General features: G+C 66.2%; 18 protein-coding genes. 5 read left to right on the top strand and 13 right to left on the bottom strand.

Going from position 1 to position 17,433, the window contains the following annotated elements:
• Nucleotides 1-22: 22 nt before the first annotated feature.
• Nucleotides 23-763, top strand: coding sequence for a response regulator (locus EYF70_RS30880; RefSeq protein WP_131148795.1), 741 nt, complete (start codon nt 23-25; stop codon nt 761-763).
• Between the two features lie 10 nt (nt 764-773).
• On the top strand, nt 774-2,189 hold the full coding sequence (locus EYF70_RS30875) for an ATP-binding protein (RefSeq protein ID WP_229420966.1): 1,416 nt from the start codon (nt 774-776) through the stop codon (nt 2,187-2,189).
• Nucleotides 2,190-2,259: 70 nt separating this feature from the next.
• On the opposite strand, the gene secF is transcribed toward EYF70_RS30875, so the two are convergent.
• The 5 genes from secF to queA all read right to left on the bottom strand — a co-directional run bounded on the left by secF (nt 2,260) and on the right by queA (nt 7,973).
• Complete coding sequence (secF, locus tag EYF70_RS30870) at nt 2,260-3,282, bottom strand: protein translocase subunit SecF (protein WP_131148794.1); 1,023 nt, start codon at nt 3,280-3,282, stop codon at nt 2,260-2,262.
• Nucleotides 3,283-3,308: 26 nt separating this feature from the next.
• Nucleotides 3,309-5,171, bottom strand: a complete 1,863-nt coding sequence (gene secD, locus EYF70_RS30865; protein ID WP_131148793.1) for a protein translocase subunit SecD — start codon at nt 5,169-5,171, stop codon at nt 3,309-3,311.
• A 65-nt stretch (nt 5,172-5,236) separates the two neighbouring features.
• Entirely contained in the window at nt 5,237-5,569 is a 333-nt protein-coding gene (gene yajC / locus EYF70_RS30860; protein WP_131148792.1) for a preprotein translocase subunit YajC, read from the bottom strand.
• A 201-nt stretch (nt 5,570-5,770) separates the two neighbouring features.
• Complete coding sequence (tgt, locus tag EYF70_RS30855; protein ID WP_131148791.1) at nt 5,771-6,910, bottom strand: tRNA guanosine(34) transglycosylase Tgt; 1,140 nt, start codon at nt 6,908-6,910, stop codon at nt 5,771-5,773.
• A 37-nt stretch (nt 6,911-6,947) separates the two neighbouring features.
• Entirely contained in the window at nt 6,948-7,973 is a 1,026-nt protein-coding gene (queA, locus tag EYF70_RS30850; protein WP_131148790.1) for a tRNA preQ1(34) S-adenosylmethionine ribosyltransferase-isomerase QueA, read from the bottom strand.
• 121 nt (nt 7,974-8,094) lie between these two features.
• Here queA and recG point away from each other — a divergent pair, with 121 nt between their 5' ends.
• Nucleotides 8,095-10,176: an ATP-dependent DNA helicase RecG gene (recG, locus tag EYF70_RS30845; protein WP_131148789.1), complete on the top strand. Its 2,082-nt coding sequence runs from the start codon at nt 8,095-8,097 to the stop codon at nt 10,174-10,176.
• 232 nt (nt 10,177-10,408) lie between these two features.
• Nucleotides 10,409-11,260, top strand: coding sequence for a PEP-CTERM sorting domain-containing protein (locus tag EYF70_RS30840; protein ID WP_131148788.1), 852 nt, complete (start codon nt 10,409-10,411; stop codon nt 11,258-11,260).
• On the opposite strand, the gene EYF70_RS31435 is transcribed toward EYF70_RS30840, so the two are convergent.
• From EYF70_RS31435 to EYF70_RS31225, 3 genes are all read right to left on the bottom strand, one after another.
• Nucleotides 11,247-11,378: a type II secretion system protein M gene (locus tag EYF70_RS31435; protein WP_218943743.1), complete on the bottom strand. Its 132-nt coding sequence runs from the start codon at nt 11,376-11,378 to the stop codon at nt 11,247-11,249. The two genes, EYF70_RS30840 and EYF70_RS31435, sit on opposite strands and share 14 nt — an antisense overlap.
• 49 nt (nt 11,379-11,427) lie before the next feature.
• Nucleotides 11,428-12,645 (bottom strand): MFS transporter, encoded by a 1,218-nt coding sequence (locus EYF70_RS30835; protein WP_131148787.1) that lies wholly within the window; start codon nt 12,643-12,645, stop codon nt 11,428-11,430.
• Between the two features lie 125 nt (nt 12,646-12,770).
• Nucleotides 12,771-12,920 carry a hypothetical protein gene (locus EYF70_RS31225; RefSeq protein WP_165497833.1) on the bottom strand — a complete coding sequence of 50 codons (150 nt, stop codon included), beginning with the start codon at nt 12,918-12,920 and terminating at the stop codon, nt 12,771-12,773.
• Between EYF70_RS31225 and EYF70_RS31220 the strand changes: the two genes are divergently transcribed.
• Complete coding sequence (locus EYF70_RS31220) at nt 12,910-13,077, top strand: hypothetical protein (RefSeq protein WP_165497832.1); 168 nt, start codon at nt 12,910-12,912, stop codon at nt 13,075-13,077. The genes EYF70_RS31225 and EYF70_RS31220 overlap by 11 nt on opposite strands.
• Here the strand turns inward: EYF70_RS31220 and EYF70_RS30830 are convergent, their stop codons facing one another.
• From EYF70_RS30830 to EYF70_RS30810, 5 genes are all read right to left on the bottom strand, one after another.
• On the bottom strand, nt 13,078-14,076 hold the full coding sequence (locus EYF70_RS30830; protein WP_131148786.1) for a Gfo/Idh/MocA family protein: 999 nt from the start codon (nt 14,074-14,076) through the stop codon (nt 13,078-13,080). It lies immediately after the preceding gene.
• Entirely contained in the window at nt 14,073-14,876 is an 804-nt protein-coding gene (locus EYF70_RS30825; RefSeq protein WP_131148785.1) for a DUF3025 domain-containing protein, read from the bottom strand. Before EYF70_RS30825 ends, EYF70_RS30830 begins: the two co-directional genes overlap by 4 nt.
• Nucleotides 14,877-14,881: 5 nt before the next feature.
• The gene (pyrC, locus tag EYF70_RS30820; protein WP_131148784.1) at nt 14,882-15,934 is read right to left on the bottom strand and encodes a dihydroorotase; all 1,053 of its coding nucleotides are present in this window, start codon (nt 15,932-15,934) and stop codon (nt 14,882-14,884) included.
• 75 nt (nt 15,935-16,009) lie between these two features.
• Complete coding sequence (locus tag EYF70_RS30815; RefSeq protein ID WP_131148783.1) at nt 16,010-16,687, bottom strand: amino acid ABC transporter permease; 678 nt, start codon at nt 16,685-16,687, stop codon at nt 16,010-16,012.
• On the bottom strand, nt 16,687-17,418 hold the full coding sequence (locus EYF70_RS30810; protein WP_131148782.1) for an amino acid ABC transporter permease: 732 nt from the start codon (nt 17,416-17,418) through the stop codon (nt 16,687-16,689). Before EYF70_RS30810 ends, EYF70_RS30815 begins: the two co-directional genes overlap by 1 nt.
• Between the last annotated feature and the right edge of the window lie 15 nt (nt 17,419-17,433).

Here is a 17,433-nt window from a genome sequence, read left to right as displayed (position 1 = left end):
ATCCGCATTGCGGAACAGACCGATGACAGCAGCCGACCATATCCTCGTCGTCGACGACCACCCCGAGATCCGCAGTTCCCTGGCCGCCTACCTGCGGCGCCAGGGGCTGGCGGTAACCACCGCAGAGGATGCGGCGCAGGCCGGCGCGCTGCTGCTGAAGGAGCGCTTCGACCTGATCGTGCTGGACGTGATGATGCCGGGCGAGGATGGCCTGTCGCTGTGCCGGCGCGTCAGCGGCACGCTGGATACGCCGGTGATCCTGCTGACGGCCATGCACACGTCCGCCGACAAGGTGGCGGGCCTGGACAGCGGCGCCGACGATTACGTCGTCAAGCCGTTCGATCCGCCGGAACTGGTGGCGCGGATCCGCACGGTGCTGCGGCGCTGGCGGCGCGCCGCCGGCCCGGTCGGCCATGCCGGCGGCGGCTATGCGTTCGGCGGCTGGTTCCTCGATACCGGCAAGCGCGAACTGTTCGATCCCGAGGGCCAGCCGGCCGTGCTGTCCAGCGCCGAGTACCGCCTGCTGCGGGTACTGGTCGAGCATCCCGGCACGGTGCTGTCGCGCGACCGGCTGATGGACCTGATCGGCGGCGGCGATGCGCTGGCGTTCGACCGGAGCATCGACAGCCAGGTGAGCCGCCTGCGCAAGAAGCTGGAAGCGGATCCGCGCCGCCCCAGCCTGCTCAAGACGGTCTGGGGCAACGGCTACCTGTTCGCCGCCACGGTGACCGCCTGTCCAGGCCTGTCCCCTGTCGTGACTTGACGTGACGGGCATGCTCCGGCGCCTGCTGCCGCAGACCATGGCGGGCCAACTGGTCGGCCTGCTGTTCTGCGGCCTGCTGGCCGCGCACCTGATCGCGCTGCTGGCCACCGCCAGCAGTGGCGGCAACGGCACGCTGCACCGGATGTCGCGGCGCTATGTGATGGAAAACGTGACATCCGCTTACCGGCTCGCGCTGGTGCAGCGCGACGCCGCCTCCGGCAATGCGATGCTGGCGGCGCTGGACACGGCAACATCGCGCCATCGCATCGGCCCGCGCAGCGCCGTCGCCGATTCCTTGCTGGACGAGGAAGAGCGCTCGCTGCAGGCGGCGCTGCAACGCGAGCTGCGGCTGCCGGCCGACGCCGTGCACGTCTCGCTGGCGCCCGGCACACGGGCGGACCAGGACCCCGGCCTGGCCATCGCGCTGCGGCTGCCCGCCGGCTGGTTCAACAGCGCCCAGCGGCCCTTGGCCAACACCCAGTGGTGGTGGAAACCGCTGCGCTTCTCGATCCCGGTGAGCACCTTGCCGGTGCTGGTGATCGGCATCGTCTTCGTGCGGCGCATCGTGCGGCCGATCAAGGCGCTGTCGCAGGGCGCGGAACGGGTCAGCCGGGGGGAATACGAGCCACTGGCGCTGTCCGGCCCGCGCGAGGCGCGCGAGGTGACGGCGTCGTTCAACCTGATGCAGGAACGCCTGACGCGCTACCTGGAAGACCACAAGCGCATGCTCGCCTCGATCAGCCATGACCTGCGCTCGATGGTGACGTCGCTGCGGCTGCGCGCCGAACTGGTCGACGACGACGAGGTGCGCGCCGGCATGCAGCGCACGCTGCGCGACATGGCGGCGATGATCGAGGAAACGCTGCGCTTTTCCCGGGACGACGCCTACGACGAACCGACGATCGGTATCGACGTGGGCGCCATGGCCGGCGAGATCGCGGCCGACCAGGCGGCCCAGGGGCGCGACGTGGCGCTGGTTGGTGCGGCTGCTTCCGATGCTGCTTCTGCTTCTACTGCTTCTGCTTCTGCTTCTGCTGCTTCCGATGCTGCTTCCGCCACCGGGCTGCCCGCCCTGCCCTGCCGCTGCCGGCCGCTGGCGATCCGGCGCGCCCTGACGAACCTCGTCGACAACGCCGTGCGCTATGGCCGCCGCGCGCGCATCGGCGTCTCGCGCACGCAGATCGACGGCGGCCGCGACGCCATCCGCATCACGATCGACGACGACGGTCCGGGCATCCCCGCCGCCCGGCTGGACGACGTCTTCAAGCCGTTCTACCGGCTCGACACCGCGCGCCACCCGGAACTGGGCGGCGTGGGCCTCGGCCTCGCCATCGCCCGCTCCTGCATCGACGCGCACGGCGGCAACGTCACGCTGTCGAACCGCCCCACCGGCGGCCTGCGCGCCACCATCCTCCTCCCCGCCTGACGTAGCAAACGCACCACAACAGGCGAAAAAAATGCCGCCCGAAGGCGGCATTGCGATGGAGCGGCGACGCTTAGACGACGGCGCCGTCGGTCTCGTCCTTTTCCTTGACCGGCTTGATCAGGTCTTCGCGCTTGACGCCCAGCTTCATGGCGACGGCGGCGGCGACGAACACCGAGGAGTAGATGCCGAACAGGATGCCGATGGTCAGCGCGACGGCGAAGTAGTGCAGCGTGGGGCCGCCGAAGAACAGCATCGACAGCACCATCATCTCCGTGCAGCCGTGGGTGATGATCGTGCGCGACATCGTGCTCGTGATCGCGTTGTCGATCACTTCCTGCACGCTCATCTTGCGCTGCTTGCGGAAGTTCTCGCGGATCCGGTCGAAGATCACCACCGATTCGTTGACCGAGTAGCCCAGCACCGCCAGGATCGCCGCCAGCACCGTCAGCGAGAATTCCCACTGGAAGAAAGCGAAGAAGCCCATGATGATGACCACGTCGTGCAGGTTGGCGATGATCGCCGCCACGGCGTATTTCCACTCGAAGCGCACGGCCAGGTAGAGCATCACGCCGACCACCACCATGATCAGCGCGTTGACGCCGTTCTGCGCCAGTTCCTCGCCGACCATCGGGCCGACGAATTCCACGCGCTGCAGCGAGACGAGTTCCTTGCCGGCCGCGTCCACGCAGGACGTGCGGGCATGGTGCTCGCCCTGCGGCGATACCTGGTCGAACTGGCGTACCGCGCCCTTCTCGGCGCGGCACAGTGCCTCGAAGGCGCGTGCCGACGTGGTGTCCGAGCTGGAACCCGGCGTGATCGGCAGGCGGATCAGCACGTCGCTTGCGGTGCCGAACGTGCTGGCTTCGGGATGCTCGAAGCCGGCGCCGCGCAGCGATTCGCGCATGCGTTCCAGGTTGGCCGCCTGCGGGTACTTCACCTCCACCACGGTGCCGCCCTTGAACTCGATCGACAGGTGCAGGCCCTTGGTGACCAGGAAGAACACGGCCGCCACGAACGTCAGCGCCGACACGACGTTGAAGATCGTCGCGTAGCGCATGAACGGGATGTCTCTATGAATGCGGAAAAATTCCATGAAATCCTCTTATTGACCGATGGCCGTTACTTGGCTTCTTTCGGTACCCAGACGGTACCGATCGACAGCGACTGCAGTTTCTTCTTGCGGCCGTACCACAGGTTGACCACGCCGCGCGACACGAAGACGGCGGAGAACATCGAGGTCAGGATGCCCAGGCCGTGCACGATGGCGAAGCCGCGGATCGCACCGGAACCGAACACCAGCAGCGCCAGCGCCACGATCAGCGTCGTCACGTTCGAGTCGAAGATGGTGGCCCAGGCGCGGTCGAAGCCGGCCGAGATGGCGGCCTGCGGCGAAGCGCCGGCGCGCAGCTCCTCGCGCACCCGCTCGTTGATCAGCACGTTCGCATCGATCGCCATGCCCAGTGCCAGCGCGATGGCGGCGATACCCGGCAAGGTCAGCGTGATGCCCATCAGCGACAGGATCGCCACCAGCAGCAGCACGTTGATGGCCAGTGCCAGCACGGAGAACACGCCGAACACCATGTAGTAGATGATCATGAAGACGGCGATCGCCAGGAAGCCGTACAGCGTGGCATTGAAGCCCTTGGCGATGTTCTCGGCGCCCAGCTGCGGGCCGACCAGGCGTTCCTCGATGACCTGCATCGGGGCATACAGCGCGCCGGCGCGCAGCAGCAGCGCCAGTTCGGTGGAGTTCTCGACGCTGCCCATGCCGGTGATGCGGAAACGGCTGCCCAGTTCATCCTGGATCGTGGCGACCGACAGGACCTCCGGCTTGCCCTTCTCGAACAGCACGATGGCCATGCCCTTACCCACGTTGTCGCGGGTGGCTTCGCGCATGCGGCGGCCGCCGTCGCCGTTCAGGTCGAGCGATACGGCCGGCTGCTGGTTTTCATCGAAGGTGGCCGTGGCCGACGAGATGTAGTCGCCGGTGATGATCACATCCTTGTACAGCACCACGGGCACGTTCTTGCCGACGGTGAACAGCTCGGAATTGAACGGGATCGCCGCGCTCAGCTCGGTGCCGCGCGTGACCGACTGGTCGACCAGGCGCACTTCCAGCGTGGCGGTGCGGCCGATGATCGACTTGGCACGGGCCACGTCCTGCACGCCCGGCAGCTGGACCACGATGCGGTCGGCGCCCTGCTGCTGGATGATCGGCTCGGAAACGCCCAGTTCATTGACGCGCTTGGACAGGGTGGCGATGTTCTGCTTCACGCCGTTGTCCAGCGTGGCCTTCAGGGCGGCCGGCTTCATCGACGCGGTCAGCGTCAGGTCGGCGCCGCTGGTGCCGTCGGCGAACTGCAGCTCGTTCATTTCGCCCAGTGCCTTGCGGGCGGCCTGGCGGGTGGCGTCGTCGCGGAATTTCACGATGATCGCGTCGCCCGAGCGCTCGATGCCGGCATGGCGCACGTTCTTGTCGCGCAGCTCGCCGCGGATGGCGGCCTGGAAGCCCTGGATGCGCTTGTTCAGCGCGGCCTTCGTATCCACCTGCATCAGGAAGTGCACGCCGCCGCGCAGGTCGAGGCCCAGGTACATCGGGTGGGCGCCGAGCTTCTGCATCCATGCCGGCGTATTGGCCATCAGGTTGTTGGTGACGATGTAGGCCGGATCTTCCGGGTCGGTATTCAGGCCGCGTTCCAGCGCGAGCCTGGCCTTGAACTGCGTGTCGATATCGGTGAACCGGGCGCGCACGGAGGGGCTGCTCGAGCCGGCATCGAAGGTGACGCCGGACGTGGGCAGCTTCGCCTCGGCCAGCAGCTGCTCGACGCGGGTGACGATATCGCTATCCACCTTCACCGTGGATTTTCCGCTGGTGATCTGCAGCGCAGGCGATTCGCCCATGTAGTTGGGAGCCGTGTACAGTGCCCCCAGCAGCACGACGATGGCAATGAGGATGTATTTCCAGATGGGATAACGATTCATGATCTTCAGCGTGGTTGGCCGATAACAAAAGCGGGCGGTGATGCCGCCCGCTTCCTGTGCGAGGCTTACAGCCCCTTCAGCGTGCCTTTCGGCAGCAGCGTGGTAACCGAGGCTTTCTGCACCACGATCTCGGTGTTCGGCGCCACTTCCACCGTCACGTAGGCATCGGTCACGCGGGAGACCCGGCCCAGGATGCCGCCGACCGTCACGACTTCGTCGCCCTTGGCGAGTGCGTCCATCATGGCTTTCTGTTCCTTGGCGCGCTTCTGCTGGGGACGGATCATGAGGAAATACATGACCACGAACATCAGGATCAGCGGAACGAACGTCGAGAGGTTGCTCATCATCGACGCATCGGCGGCGCCGGCGGTTTGAGCATAAGCGTTGGAAATGAACACGGGTGACTCCAATGTAATTAAAAAAAACAGCGCTGTATTCTAGCACTGGCCAAAGTCGCACAGATTGGGGACTTTTACACTAATGCAAGAAGTTTTTGCAGGTTGATTTTCACTGCCTGTCCAGTGCGGCGTATCGCCCCGGAACGCGGGCCGGGGTTGCCATGTGATTACCGGATCGGCAGCGGTCCTTGTACAGGCGCGTCACACCCCGCGGGCGCGATCGGCATGGAACTGCTTCACCCATTCGGGGAAGCGGTCCTCGTCCAGCGCATCGCGCATCTGCTGCATGATGTCCAGGTAGAAGTGCAGGTTGTGGATGGTGTTCAGCCGGGCCCCCAGGATTTCCTGCGCGCGGTGCAGGTGGTGCAGGTAGGCGCGCGAGAAGTTCCGGCAGGCGTAGCACGAGCAGGTGGCATCGAACGGCTCGGTATCTTCCTTGTAGCGGGCATTCTTGATCTTGATGTCGCCGAAGCGGGTGAAGATCCAGCCGTTGCGCGCATTGCGGGTCGGCATGACGCAGTCGAACATGTCGACGCCGTTGCTGACGCCGGCCACCAGGTCTTCCGGCGTGCCCACGCCCATCAGGTAGTGCGGCTTGTTGGCCGGCAGGCGCGGGCCGATGTGCTCGAGCACGCGCATCATGTCTTCCTTCGGCTCGCCGACGGACAGGCCGCCGATCGCCAGGCCGGGAAAATCGATCTCTTCCAGGCCGGCCAGCGATTCGTCGCGCAGCGACTCGAACATGCCGCCCTGGACGATGCCGAACAGCGCGTTGGGATTCTCGCCCGCCTTGAACTCGTTCATCGAGCGCTGGGCCCAGCGCAGCGACATGCGCATCGACTTCGCCGCTTCTTCCAGCGTGGCCGGGCGGCCGTCGATTTCATACGGCGTGCATTCGTCGAACTGCATCACGATGTCCGAATTCAGCACGCGCTGGATCTGCATCGAGATCTCGGGGGACAGGAACAGCTTGTCGCCATTGATGGGCGAGTTGAAGTGCACGCCCTCTTCCGTGATCTTGCGCATCTCGCCCAGCGAGAACACCTGGAAGCCGCCGGAGTCGGTCAGGATCGGCTTGTCCCAGCCCATGAACTTGTGCAGGCCGCCGAACTTGCCCATCACGGCATTGCCGGGCCGCAGCCACAGGTGGAAGGTATTGCCCAGGATGATCTGGGCGCCGATTTCCTTCAGTTCCAGCGGCGACATCGCCTTCACGGAACCGTAGGTGCCGACCGGCATGAAGATCGGCGTCTGCACCACGCCATGGTTCAGTTTCAGCGTGCCGCGGCGCGCCTTCGTCAGACCGGTGGTATCGGTCTTGATCAGTTTGAATTCCAGCATCGTTGGGGTATCCGTTCAGGTATCCGTTGGTTTTCCGTCAGGCCCGGTTGGGCGTCGTCAGCAGCATGGCGTCGCCATAGCTGAAGAAGCGGTATTCGCTGGCGATCGCGTGCGCATAGGCGGCGCGGATCTCGTCGAAACCGGCGAACGCCGAGACCAGCATCAGCAGCGTGGACTTCGGCAGGTGGAAGTTGGTGATCAGGCGCGTGACGGACTTGAAGCGGTAGCCCGGCGTGATGAACAGCGCCGTGTCGGCGCTGCCCGCCTCGATCGTGCCCGACTGCGACGCCGATTCCAGCGCGCGCAGGCTGGTGGTGCCGACGGCGATCACGTCGCGGCCCGCGGCGCGCGCGGCCTTCACCGCATCCACGGTGGCCTGCGGCATGGTGTACCACTCGGTGTGCATCTTGTGCTCGGCCAGGTTCTCGGTGCGCACCGGCTGGAACGTGCCGGCGCCCACGTGCAGCGTGACATAGGCGAAGTTGACGCCCTTGTCGCGCAGCTTCTGCAGCAGCGCCTCATCGAAGTGCAGCCCGGCCGTGGGTGCCGCGACGGCGCCCGGCACCTTGTTGAACACCGTCTGGTAGCGCGTTTCATCCACCTCGCCGGGCGCATGCTCGATGTAGGGCGGCAGCGGCAGGCGGCCGTATTGCTCGATCAGGTCGAACACGTCGGCCTCGAACTTGAGCGTGAAGAATTCGCCGGCACGCTCGCCGACCGTCACGTCGAACGCGTCGGCCAGGCGGATCCTCACGCCGGGGCCGGGCGACTTCGACGCGCGGACCTGGGCCAGCACGGTGCGCGTATCGAGCACGCGCTCGACCAGCACCTCGACCTTGCCGCCGCTGTCCTTGACGCCGAAGAAGCGCGCCTTCAGCACGCGCGTATCGTTCATCACCAGCAGGTCGCCGGGCTGCAGCAGGTCGAGGATGTCGGTGAACCTGCGGTCGTGCAGGCGGGTCTCATCCACGTGCAGCAGGCGGGAAGCGCTGCGGTCCGGCAGCGGAAACTGAGCAATGCGCTCGGGGGGCAAGTTAAAATCGAAGTCGGAAAGCGAATACATATCGTGTTCTGGCGGTAGCGCGCACGGATGACGCTGCGCGGGCAATTCCGCTGAAAAAGCATTGGGCAACCTTCTATTGTACGCTACTGCTCCGTAGCCGAGAAAAACGCATCACCCAACCATGGCCGAAACGAAGCAAAGCAAGCCCCCCGTCAAGAAAGCCGCCGCATCCCGGGCTGCCACCGCCGAAAGCAAGCTGGCCAAGCTCGGCCTGCGTACCGACATGGACCTGGTGCTGCACCTGCCCATGCGCTACGAGGACGAGACCGAGGTGATCGACATCCGCACGGCCTGCCTGCGCGGAGGCCAGACGTCGCAGGTCGAGGGCATCGTCACGAAGAACGAGATCACGTACAAGCCGCGCAAGCAGATGATCGTCCACATCGCCGACGACACGGGCGAACTGATGCTGCGCTTCATGAATTTCTATGGCAGCCAGTCCAGGCAGCTGGCGGAAGGCACCCGGGTGCGTGCCCGCGGCGAGCTGAAACACGGCTTCTTCGGCGCCGAGATGGTGCACCCCACGTACAAGGTGGTCAACGCGGGAGCGCCGCTGCCGACTTCCCTCACCCCTGTCTATCCATCCGGCGAAGGCCTGTCGCAGTACGTGCTGCGCCGCGCGATCGCCGACGCGATGGGGCGCGTGGACTGGACCGACACGCTGCCGCCGCGGCTGCTGGACAGGCTGCAGCTGCAAGCCTTCGAGCCGGCGGTGAAGCTGCTGCACCACCCGCCCTCGCAGGTGGACGAGTACGCGCTGGCGGAGCGCTCGCATCCGGCCTGGATCCGCATGAAGTTCGACGAACTGCTGGCCCAGCAGCTGTCGCTGAAGCGCGCACAGGACGCGCGCCGCCAGAAGGGCGCGGCGCCGCTCGAGGCGGTGGGCGCGCTGACCGCGGCATTCCAGAAGGCGCTGCCGTTCCGGCTGACGGGCGCGCAGGCGCGCGTGCTGGAGGAAATCCGCGCCGACCTGCGCCAGCCCTACCCGATGCAGCGCCTGCTGCAGGGCGACGTGGGCAGCGGCAAGACCGTCGTCGCGGCGCTGGCCGCCACGCAGGCCATCGACAGCGGCTTCCAGGCCGCGCTGATGGCGCCCACCGAGATCCTGGCCGAGCAGCACTTCCGCAAGATCGCCGCGTGGATGGAACCGCTGGGCGTGAAGGTGGCGTGGCTGACCGGCAGCCTGAAGAAAAAAGACAAGGCGGCGGCTTCGGCACTGGCCGAGTCGGGCGAGGCGCGGCTGGTGATCGGCACGCACGCGCTGATCCAGGAAACGGTGCAATTCGCCCGGCTGGGCCTCGTCATCGTCGACGAGCAGCACCGCTTCGGCGTGGGCCAGCGCCTCACGCTGCGCAACAAGGGCGCCGACGGGCTGGTGCCGCACCAGCTGATGATGTCCGCCACGCCGATCCCGCGCACGCTGGCGATGACGTACTACGCCGACCTGGAGGTTTCCGTGATCGACGAGCTGCCGCCGGGCCGCACGCCGATCGTCACGCGCGTGATCGACCAGAACCGGCGCGACGAGGTGATCGCGCGGGTGCACGCGGCCGCGCTCGATGGCCGCCAGGTGTACTGGGTGTGCCCGCTCATCGAGGAATCGGAAGCGCTGCAATTGCAGACCGCGACGGAAACCTATGAAACGCTGGCCGCGGCGCTGCCGGACCTGCAGGTAGGCCTGGTGCATGGCCGCATGAAGCCGGCCGAGAAGCAGGAAGTGATGGATGCCTTCAGCGCCGGCCGCGTGCACGTGCTGGTGGCCACCACGGTGATCGAAGTGGGCGTGGACGTGCCGAATGCGTCGCTGATGGTGATCGAGCATGCGGAGCGCTTCGGCCTGTCGCAGCTGCACCAGCTGCGCGGGCGCGTGGGCCGCGGCTCGGCGGCCAGCGTGTGCCTGCTGCTGTACCAAAGTCCGCTGGGCCCCGTGGCCAAGCAGCGGCTGGCGACGATGCGGGAAACCACCGACGGCTTCGAGATCGCCCGGCGCGACCTGGAAATCCGCGGCCCCGGCGAATTCCTCGGCGCGCGCCAGTCCGGCCAGGCGATGCTGCGCTTCGCCGACCTGGAAACGGATGGCTGGCTGGTCGACCAGGCGCGCGACGTGGCGCACGCGCTGCTGCACGATCCGGCCGGGCAGCCGGTGGTGGAAGCGCACCTGGAACGGTGGCTGGGCGGGCGGGAAGAGTTCCTGAAGGTGTAGCGGCGCTTCCCTGCCGCGCAGGTGGCGCGCTCTTCAGTAACGGAATGCCGATCAGTAGCCCATGACGATCGGCGCCGCCATGCCGGGTGCATGCCGACACGAGCGCCGGGCGCGGGTCAACGGGAAAAGTGGATGGACACAAAAAAGCATCGATTGTCCTTGCAGCCTGCAACTCTTGGCCTATGCTGATTGACGCAATATAAAAAAAACAATCGCCAATCCGGAGGGAAACATGCTTGGACCGATGCGCTCATTGTTCGTGTCACTATCCCTGCTGTTCGCCGCCGCGGGCGCATCCGCAGCCCCGGTGATGACATTTACCGCGGTTTACGCCACCACCGGCATCGACGACACCAGCGCCTCGGTCTACAGCAACGCCAGCTTCCGGGAAACCGGCGAGCGTTTCAATGTCGTCCATACACTGCGCGACGAGGTTGTCGTCGAAAACGGCCTGCAGACCACTTCCCACTACCGTGACGTGACCTATGATGTGGCGGGTCACTGGCGCGATGCGGCGCATGTCGATCTCGACGTGACGGCCATCGGCGAGCATACCGCGCAATTCTGGATCATCGGCACGCTGCTTCCCGCGCAGGTGCCGCGCCTGATCGATGGCGCGCCCGGATTCGAGGCCAGCGTGTACCTGAGCGGCGACCATGTCTCCACCGAGGTACCGGAATACCCCGGCCTGCTGCAGCCGCCGCCCCCGCCCGTCTTTGCGGACATGTCGTCCGGCACGCCCGCCGCGCTGCCGGTCTGGGCGAACTACGATCCCTCGGGATCGTTCGACAGCGGCGCAACGCATGCCTTCACAGGCTTGCCCGGCCACTTCCGTTTCGAGTACGAGTACCTGCTGTATGCGAATGCCGGGCTGCAGACCGGCAGCATCGACTTCGCCCTGTTCGGCCCGGGCTATGACCACCAGGTTCTCAACCAGGGTTATACGGAACTGCTGGGCGTCGAGGTGATCGCCGTGCCCGAACCGGCCATCTGGATGCTGCTGCTGGCCGGCGCCGGGGTACTGACACTGTCGCGCCATTCGCGCTCGCAGATTTTCCGGAACGACGAGCTCAAAAACACATGACGATGCGCGTCGCCATGTCGAACATGAACGCCGGTTGCAGGTAGGCGGCAAAGCACGCCGCCAGCACCAGGGCGACCAGGCACCACGCGAGCAGCCGGCGCCTACGCGGATTCCTCATTCCACCTCCTCGTTCCATCGGTCACGCAACCACATTTACACAACCACATTCAGGCAACCTTCAGTTGCGGTCGAACCAGCGCCCGCTCGTCGATCGGCAGGTTGGCCAGGCCGGCCAGCACGCCCAGGCCGATCGAAATGGTCCACACCACGTCGTAACTGCCTTGCAGGTCGAACAGGTAGCCGCCCAGCCAGACGCCGAGGAAACTGCCGACCTGGTGCGAGAAGAAGACCACGCCGGCCAGCATCGACATGTGGGACAGGCCGAACACGCCGGCGATGATGCCGTTCGTCAGCGGCACCGTGGACAGCCACAGCACGCCCATTGCCGCCGCGAACAGGTACACGGACAGCGGTGACAGCGGCAGCGCGACGAACAGCGTGATCACCGCGGCACGGGCGAAGTAGATGAACGACAGCAGGTAGCGCTTCGGCAGCCGGCCACCCAGCTTGCCCGCCCAGTAGGAACCGAAGATGTTGAACAGGCCGATCAGCGCCAGCGCCACCACGGCTACCTTGGGATCGGCCACGCCCTTGTCCCTCAGGTACGCCGGCATGTGCACGCCGATGAACACGAGCTGGAAGCCGCACACGAAATAACCGGCCACCAGCAGCAGGAACGAGCGGTTGCCCAGGGCTTCGCCCAGCGCTTCGCGAATCCCTTGCCGATGGCCGGTAGCCGCCGGCGCCACCGGTTCACGCAGCCGGAATGCCATGGGCACCATCAGGAACACCACGATGGCGGCCAGCAGGTACAGCGCGTTTTGCCAGCCGGCCTGCGATATCAGGGTCTGCTCGATGGGCATCAGCAGGAACTGGCCAAACGAGCTGGCGGCCCCGGAAATGCCGAATGCCCACGAGCGTTTTTCTGGCGGTGCAGCACGGCCGATGATGCCGCTGACGGCGCCGAACGCGGTGCAGGCCAGGCCCAGCCCGATCAGCACGCCGGAGCCGGCGATGAACAGGAAAGGATCGGACACCGTGGCCATCCAGACCAGGCCGGCCATGTACGCGAACGCGCCGGCCAGCACGACCCGCATGGTGCCCCAGCGGTCGGCCACCATGCCGGCGAACGGTCCGAACGCTCCCCACAGCAGGTTCTGCAGGGCCATCGCCAGCGAATAGGTTTCACGGCTCCAGCCATTGTCTTGCGAGATGGGTTGCATCCAGAAGCCGAAACCATGGCGCACGCCCATGGCCAGCGTCAGCACGACGCCGGTGGCAAGCAGGATCGTTCTAAGGTCGAGGGAGCGCTGGCTGGTGGACATGGATAAGCCTTTCTGGGTCACCAAAGCAGTGTAACCCAGGATGTTCGTGCTGCATTGCAACACCCTGCGTATGCTTCAATGAATAAAGTCGTTGTATTGAATCGAATGCAACATTAGAATGCGAATCAATCTGGACTAATCGTTAAATAAATGCTATCTATCAAAAAATATTTCTTCTTTGCATCTTTAGCGTTTGCCGCCCAGGCGCTTGCGGCACCTGCCGCGGAAAACACCGCTTCCACGGCCGCCAGCACCACCCCGGCAATGGCCAGCACCAAGGCGCCGCCGGCAACCGTGCGCCAGGCCGACAAGGCCGCCGACCCGGCCGGGCAATTGCTGGCCGATCGCCCATCCAGCTGGTCCATGCTGCTGGTCGGCGCCGGCGTGCTGCTGCTGCCACGCAAGCGCCGCGTGGACAACAGCGTTCGCTGATCAGCGGTCGGCGTCGTACACGACGCCGATCTGCCGCCGCATCTCGTCCAGCACGCCCATCAGCGCCAGCGTTTCATCGAGCGGCATCACGGGGCTTTCAGTCAGTCCCGCGCGCAGGCAGCGGTTCACTTCGATGATCTCGTGCGCATAGCCGTTGCCGATGCGCGGCAGGCGCTGCGTACGGCGGCTGCCATCGTGCAATTCCACCGTCAATTCTTCCGTGTTGTGGAAACGGCCGTGCAGGCGCACGAAGCCCTGGCTGCCGCATACCGTGAACTCGGCCGGCGTGCGCGCGGCCAGGCTGGCCGTACCGGCGGCCAGGCTGCCGTTCTCGTGCTGGAGTGCGAAGGTGCATTGCAGGTCCACGCCTGTCGGGCCGACCTGGCCCACGGCCTGCACCGCCTTCACGGGGCCGAGGAAGTAGGCCGCGATCGACAGCGGGTAGATACCCAGGTCCAGCAATGAGCCGCCGCCCAGCGCGGGATTGAACAGCCGGTGCTCGGGCCCGGCGTCCGAGTAGAAGCCCAGGTCGCCCTGCGCGGTGGCCACGGTGCCGATTTCGCCACTGTCCACGATGCGCTTCGCTTCCAGCACCGCGGGCTGGAACCGGGTCCACATCGCTTCCATGGCGAACAGCTTTTTCTCGCGCGCCAATGCCACGATGTCTTCCGCTTCGCGGCGGTTGACGGTGAAGGCCTTTTCGACCAGGACGTGCTTGCCGCCGTTCAGGCACATCAGCGCGTTCTCGCGGTGCATCGGATGGGGCGTGGCGATGTAGATCGCATCGACATCCGGATCGTCCGCCAGCGCCTGGTAACTGCCGTGGCTCTTCGTCAATTCATGCGAGCCATGTTCGGTGGCGAAACTGGTAGCGCTATCAACACTTCTCGACGCAACGGCCGCGAGCACGGCATCGGGCGTATCCTTCAGCGCGGCGGCAAAGTCCTTGGCAATCCTGCCGGTGCCGAGGATGCCCCAGCGGATGGTTCGTACAGTCATGGTTTCTCCAGGGTGGGTGCGTTCCGCTTGGCGCGGAACACGGTGGTGTCATCATAGAATGCATCGTCCTGCCCGCCCCACCAGCCCGGAATGCCCAGTACCGGCAGCGGCGTGAAATCGGCCTTGCGCAAGCCGGTCGTGCGCAGGCGCTCCGCCAGGTGCGCGTCGAGCCATGCCTGCTGTGCATTGCGCGGCAAGGCGAACCAGCTGGCTGGCGCGGCCACCACCAGTGTATGCGCGGTGATCGCCTTGTAGGGTGCCACCAGCTTTTCCATCAGCGCATGGCCGAACAGCCAGACCTGCGCCTCGCTGCCGAACGCGCCGGCGCGCGCGACGAAGGCTTCGCGCCAGCGGTGGTTGCGCAGCGCGTCGGCCAGCGCGTGGCCTGGTGCGGTATCCGGCACGACGAGCAGGGCCGCATTCTCGTCGAACAGCGTGGCCGCGTCGCGTGCCGGGCCGCGCTCGCCGCGGATGCCGTCGCGCGCGATCTGTGCCGCCTGCAAGGCATTGAGCTCGCGCTTGATGAGCGGGAAACTCAGCCACACCAGGCCGTTGAAGAAATCGTGCAGATTGTCGCGCGTGGGCACGCAGCCGGTGGCGCCGATATGTTCTTCATACGCCGTCCCTTCGGGCAGCGCGGCCTGCGGCACGAAGCGGATCGGCAGGCCGGCGTGGTTGACCAGCTCCAGCGCAGCGGCGCGCGCGCTGAAGGTCCCGATGACGTCGCGCGGATCGACCGCCCCGGCGGCCGCGCGCACCGCGTCATACCAGGGCCGGGACCAGTCGACCGCGGGCAGCACCGCTGTTACGCCATCCGCCAGTTGATGGTTTCGCCGGCGTTCAGCGGCACCACTTCCTGTTCGCCGAACGGCAGCGACTGCGGCAGCGTCCATTCTTCGCGGTTCAGCGTGATCGTGCCCTCGTTCGGCGGCAGGCCATAGAAGGCCGGGCCGTTCAGGCTGGCGAAGGCTTCCAGCTTGTCCAGCGCGCCGGCGCGTTCGAAGGCCTCGGTGTACAGCTCCATCGCGTGCAGCGCGGTATAGCAGCCGGCGCAGCCGCAGGCCGCTTCCTTGGCGCCCTGCGCGTGCGGTGCCGAGTCGGTGCCGAGGAAGAAGCGTTCGTCGCCGCTGGTGGCGGCCGTGACGAGCGCCAGGCGGTGCTCTTCGCGCTTGAGCACGGGCAGGCAATAGTAATGGGGCCGGATGCCGCCCTTGAAGATCTCGTTGCGGTTGTACAGCAGGTGGTGCGCGGTGATCGTGGCGGCGATCGGACCTTCGGCCTCGGCCACGTATTGCGCGGCATCCTTGGTGGTGATGTGCTCGAACACCACGTTCAGCGCCGGGAAGCTCTTGCGCAGCGGGCGCATGACGCGCTCGATGAACACGGCTTCGCGGTCGAACAGGTCGATGTCGCCATCCGTCACTTCGCCATGCACGAGGAATGGCAGGCCGGTTTCCTGCATCACTTCCAGCACCTTGTAGCAGTTGGCCAGGTCCGTGACGCCGGCATCGGAATTGGTGGTGGCACCGGCCGGGTACAGTTTCACCGCATGCACGAAATCGGACTCCGCGGCGCGGCGGATCTCATCCGGCGACGTGTTGTTGGTGAGGTACAGCGTCATCAGCGGCTCGAACGACAGCTCGGCCGGCAGCGCCGCCAGGATGCGGTCGCGGTAGGCGGCTGCCTGGGCAACGGTGGTGACGGGCGGCTTCAGGTTCGGCATCACGATGGCGCGGCCGAACTGGCGCGCGCTGTGCGGCAGCACGCTGGCCATGGTGGCGCCGTCGCGCAGGTGAAGGTGCCAGTCGTCCGGGCGGATGATGGTCAGGGAAGATGGGGGGGCGAAGGTGGTGGACATGACTAGCCTGGAAGTGCGGTCTCGAAATGCGGTCCGGGGAAGCGATCGCAAAAAATGGAACAGGAATGCGCCATTTTACCTTCTTGCACGCTGCAAGCGCCGCACCAGGGCCGACAAGGCACAGCACATCACGAAGTAGACCACCGCGACGAAGCTGTACATTTCCACCAGCCGCCCGTCGCGCTGGGCGACGCGGGCCGCGGCGCCGACGAAATCGGGCACCGACAGCACGTACACCAGCGACACGTCCTGGAACAGCACGATGGTCTGCGTCAGCAGCACCGGCAGCATGTTGCGCAGGGCCTGCGGCAGCACCACGTAGCCCATGCACTGCCAGTAGCGCATGCCCAGCGCCTGCGCGGCATGGACCTGGCCGCGCGAGATGGCACCGATGCCGCCGCGCATGATCTCGCAGTAGTAGGCTGCCTGGAACAGGGTGAACGTGATCAGCGCGGACCAGAACGCGCCCACGCGCACGGGTTCGTCGGCACCGATCACCCAGGCGGCCAGGTACGGCACGAGAAAATAAAACCAGAAGATCACCAGCACCAGCGGCACCGCGCGGATCAGGTTGACGTAGCCGGCGGCCAGCAGCGCCAGGGGGCGAAAGCCGGACAGCCGGGCCAGCGCCAGCAGCGTGCCGAGCACCACGCCGCCGGCCATGGCCAATACCGTCAGCCGCAGGGTGAAGGTCATGCCGGTCAGCAGCACGTCCGCCCAGGACCGCCGGATCACGTCGAAGTCGAACTCCATCAGCGCGCTCCCAGCGAACCGGGCAAGGCCAGCCGGCGCTCGAGGACGTTCATGCCGGCGGTGACGGCCAGGTTCACCGCCACGTACAGCACGGTGGCCGCCGCATAGGCTTCGAACACCTGGAACGAGAATTCCTGGATCGCGCGGGCGCTGGCCGTCAGCTCCACCAGGCCGATGGTCAGCGCCACCGAACTGTTCTTGATGATGTTGAGGAATTCGCTCGCCAGCGGGGGAAGAACGATCCGGACTGCCAGCGGCAGCAGCACGTACCGGTACGCTTGCGGACGCGTGAGCCCCAGGGCCAGGGCGGCCTGGGCCTGGCCGCCCGCCAGCGCGTCGATGCCGGCGGCGACCTGCACGGCCACCCGCGCGGACGTGAAAAAACCCAGGCAGATCACGGCGGTGACGAATGGCGCCTGCGGCAGCGCCTTCAGCCAGTCGCCCGCGGCGCGCGGCAGCAGCTCGGGCACCACGAAGAACCACAGGAACATCTGCACCAGCAGCGGCACGTTGCGGAACAGTTCGATATAGGCGCCGGCCGCCATGCGCAGCGGGCGCTGCGGCAGGGTGCGGGCAATGCCGGCCAGCGCGCCCAGCGCCAGCGCCATCACCCAGCCGGCCAGCGAGGTGGCCAGCGTCCAGCCCAGGCCGGACAGCAGCATCTGCCAGTAGGTGTTCACGCCATCCGGCGACAGCTCGCCGAATATCGCCCAGTTCCAGTGATAGTCCATCGGACGCCGCGGGGT

This window comes from Pseudoduganella albidiflava, assembly GCF_004322755.1.
Lineage (GTDB): Bacteria > Pseudomonadota > Gammaproteobacteria > Burkholderiales > Burkholderiaceae_D > Rugamonas > Rugamonas albidiflava.
Note: the sequence above shows the minus strand (reverse complement) of the source record. Positions and strands in the feature narration are given on the sequence as shown.

What these genes read in the sequence shown, in the direction of transcription:
- EYF70_RS30880 (WP_131148795.1), top strand. Translation starts at nt 23, where the DNA reads ATGACAGCAGCCGACCATATCCTCGTCGTCGACGACCACCCCGAGATC.
- EYF70_RS30875 (WP_229420966.1), top strand. Translation starts at nt 774, where the DNA reads ATGCTCCGGCGCCTGCTGCCGCAGACCATGGCGGGCCAACTGGTCGGC.
- secF (WP_131148794.1), bottom strand. Translation starts at nt 3,282, where the DNA reads ATGGAATTTTTCCGCATTCATAGAGACATCCCGTTCATGCGCTACGCG.
- secD (WP_131148793.1), bottom strand. Translation starts at nt 5,171, where the DNA reads ATGAATCGTTATCCCATCTGGAAATACATCCTCATTGCCATCGTCGTG.
- tgt (WP_131148791.1), bottom strand. Translation starts at nt 6,910, where the DNA reads ATGCTGGAATTCAAACTGATCAAGACCGATACCACCGGTCTGACGAAG.
- queA (WP_131148790.1), bottom strand. Translation starts at nt 7,973, where the DNA reads ATGTATTCGCTTTCCGACTTCGATTTTAACTTGCCCCCCGAGCGCATT.
- recG (WP_131148789.1), top strand. Translation starts at nt 8,095, where the DNA reads ATGGCCGAAACGAAGCAAAGCAAGCCCCCCGTCAAGAAAGCCGCCGCA.
- EYF70_RS30840 (WP_131148788.1), top strand. Translation starts at nt 10,409, where the DNA reads ATGCTTGGACCGATGCGCTCATTGTTCGTGTCACTATCCCTGCTGTTC.
- EYF70_RS31435 (WP_218943743.1), bottom strand. Translation starts at nt 11,378, where the DNA reads ATGAGGAATCCGCGTAGGCGCCGGCTGCTCGCGTGGTGCCTGGTCGCC.
- EYF70_RS30835 (WP_131148787.1), bottom strand. Translation starts at nt 12,645, where the DNA reads ATGTCCACCAGCCAGCGCTCCCTCGACCTTAGAACGATCCTGCTTGCC.
- EYF70_RS31220 (WP_165497832.1), top strand. Translation starts at nt 12,910, where the DNA reads ATGGCCAGCACCAAGGCGCCGCCGGCAACCGTGCGCCAGGCCGACAAG.
- EYF70_RS30830 (WP_131148786.1), bottom strand. Translation starts at nt 14,076, where the DNA reads ATGACTGTACGAACCATCCGCTGGGGCATCCTCGGCACCGGCAGGATT.
- pyrC (WP_131148784.1), bottom strand. Translation starts at nt 15,934, where the DNA reads ATGTCCACCACCTTCGCCCCCCCATCTTCCCTGACCATCATCCGCCCG.
- EYF70_RS30815 (WP_131148783.1), bottom strand. Translation starts at nt 16,687, where the DNA reads ATGGAGTTCGACTTCGACGTGATCCGGCGGTCCTGGGCGGACGTGCTG.
- EYF70_RS30810 (WP_131148782.1), bottom strand. Translation starts at nt 17,418, where the DNA reads ATGGACTATCACTGGAACTGGGCGATATTCGGCGAGCTGTCGCCGGAT.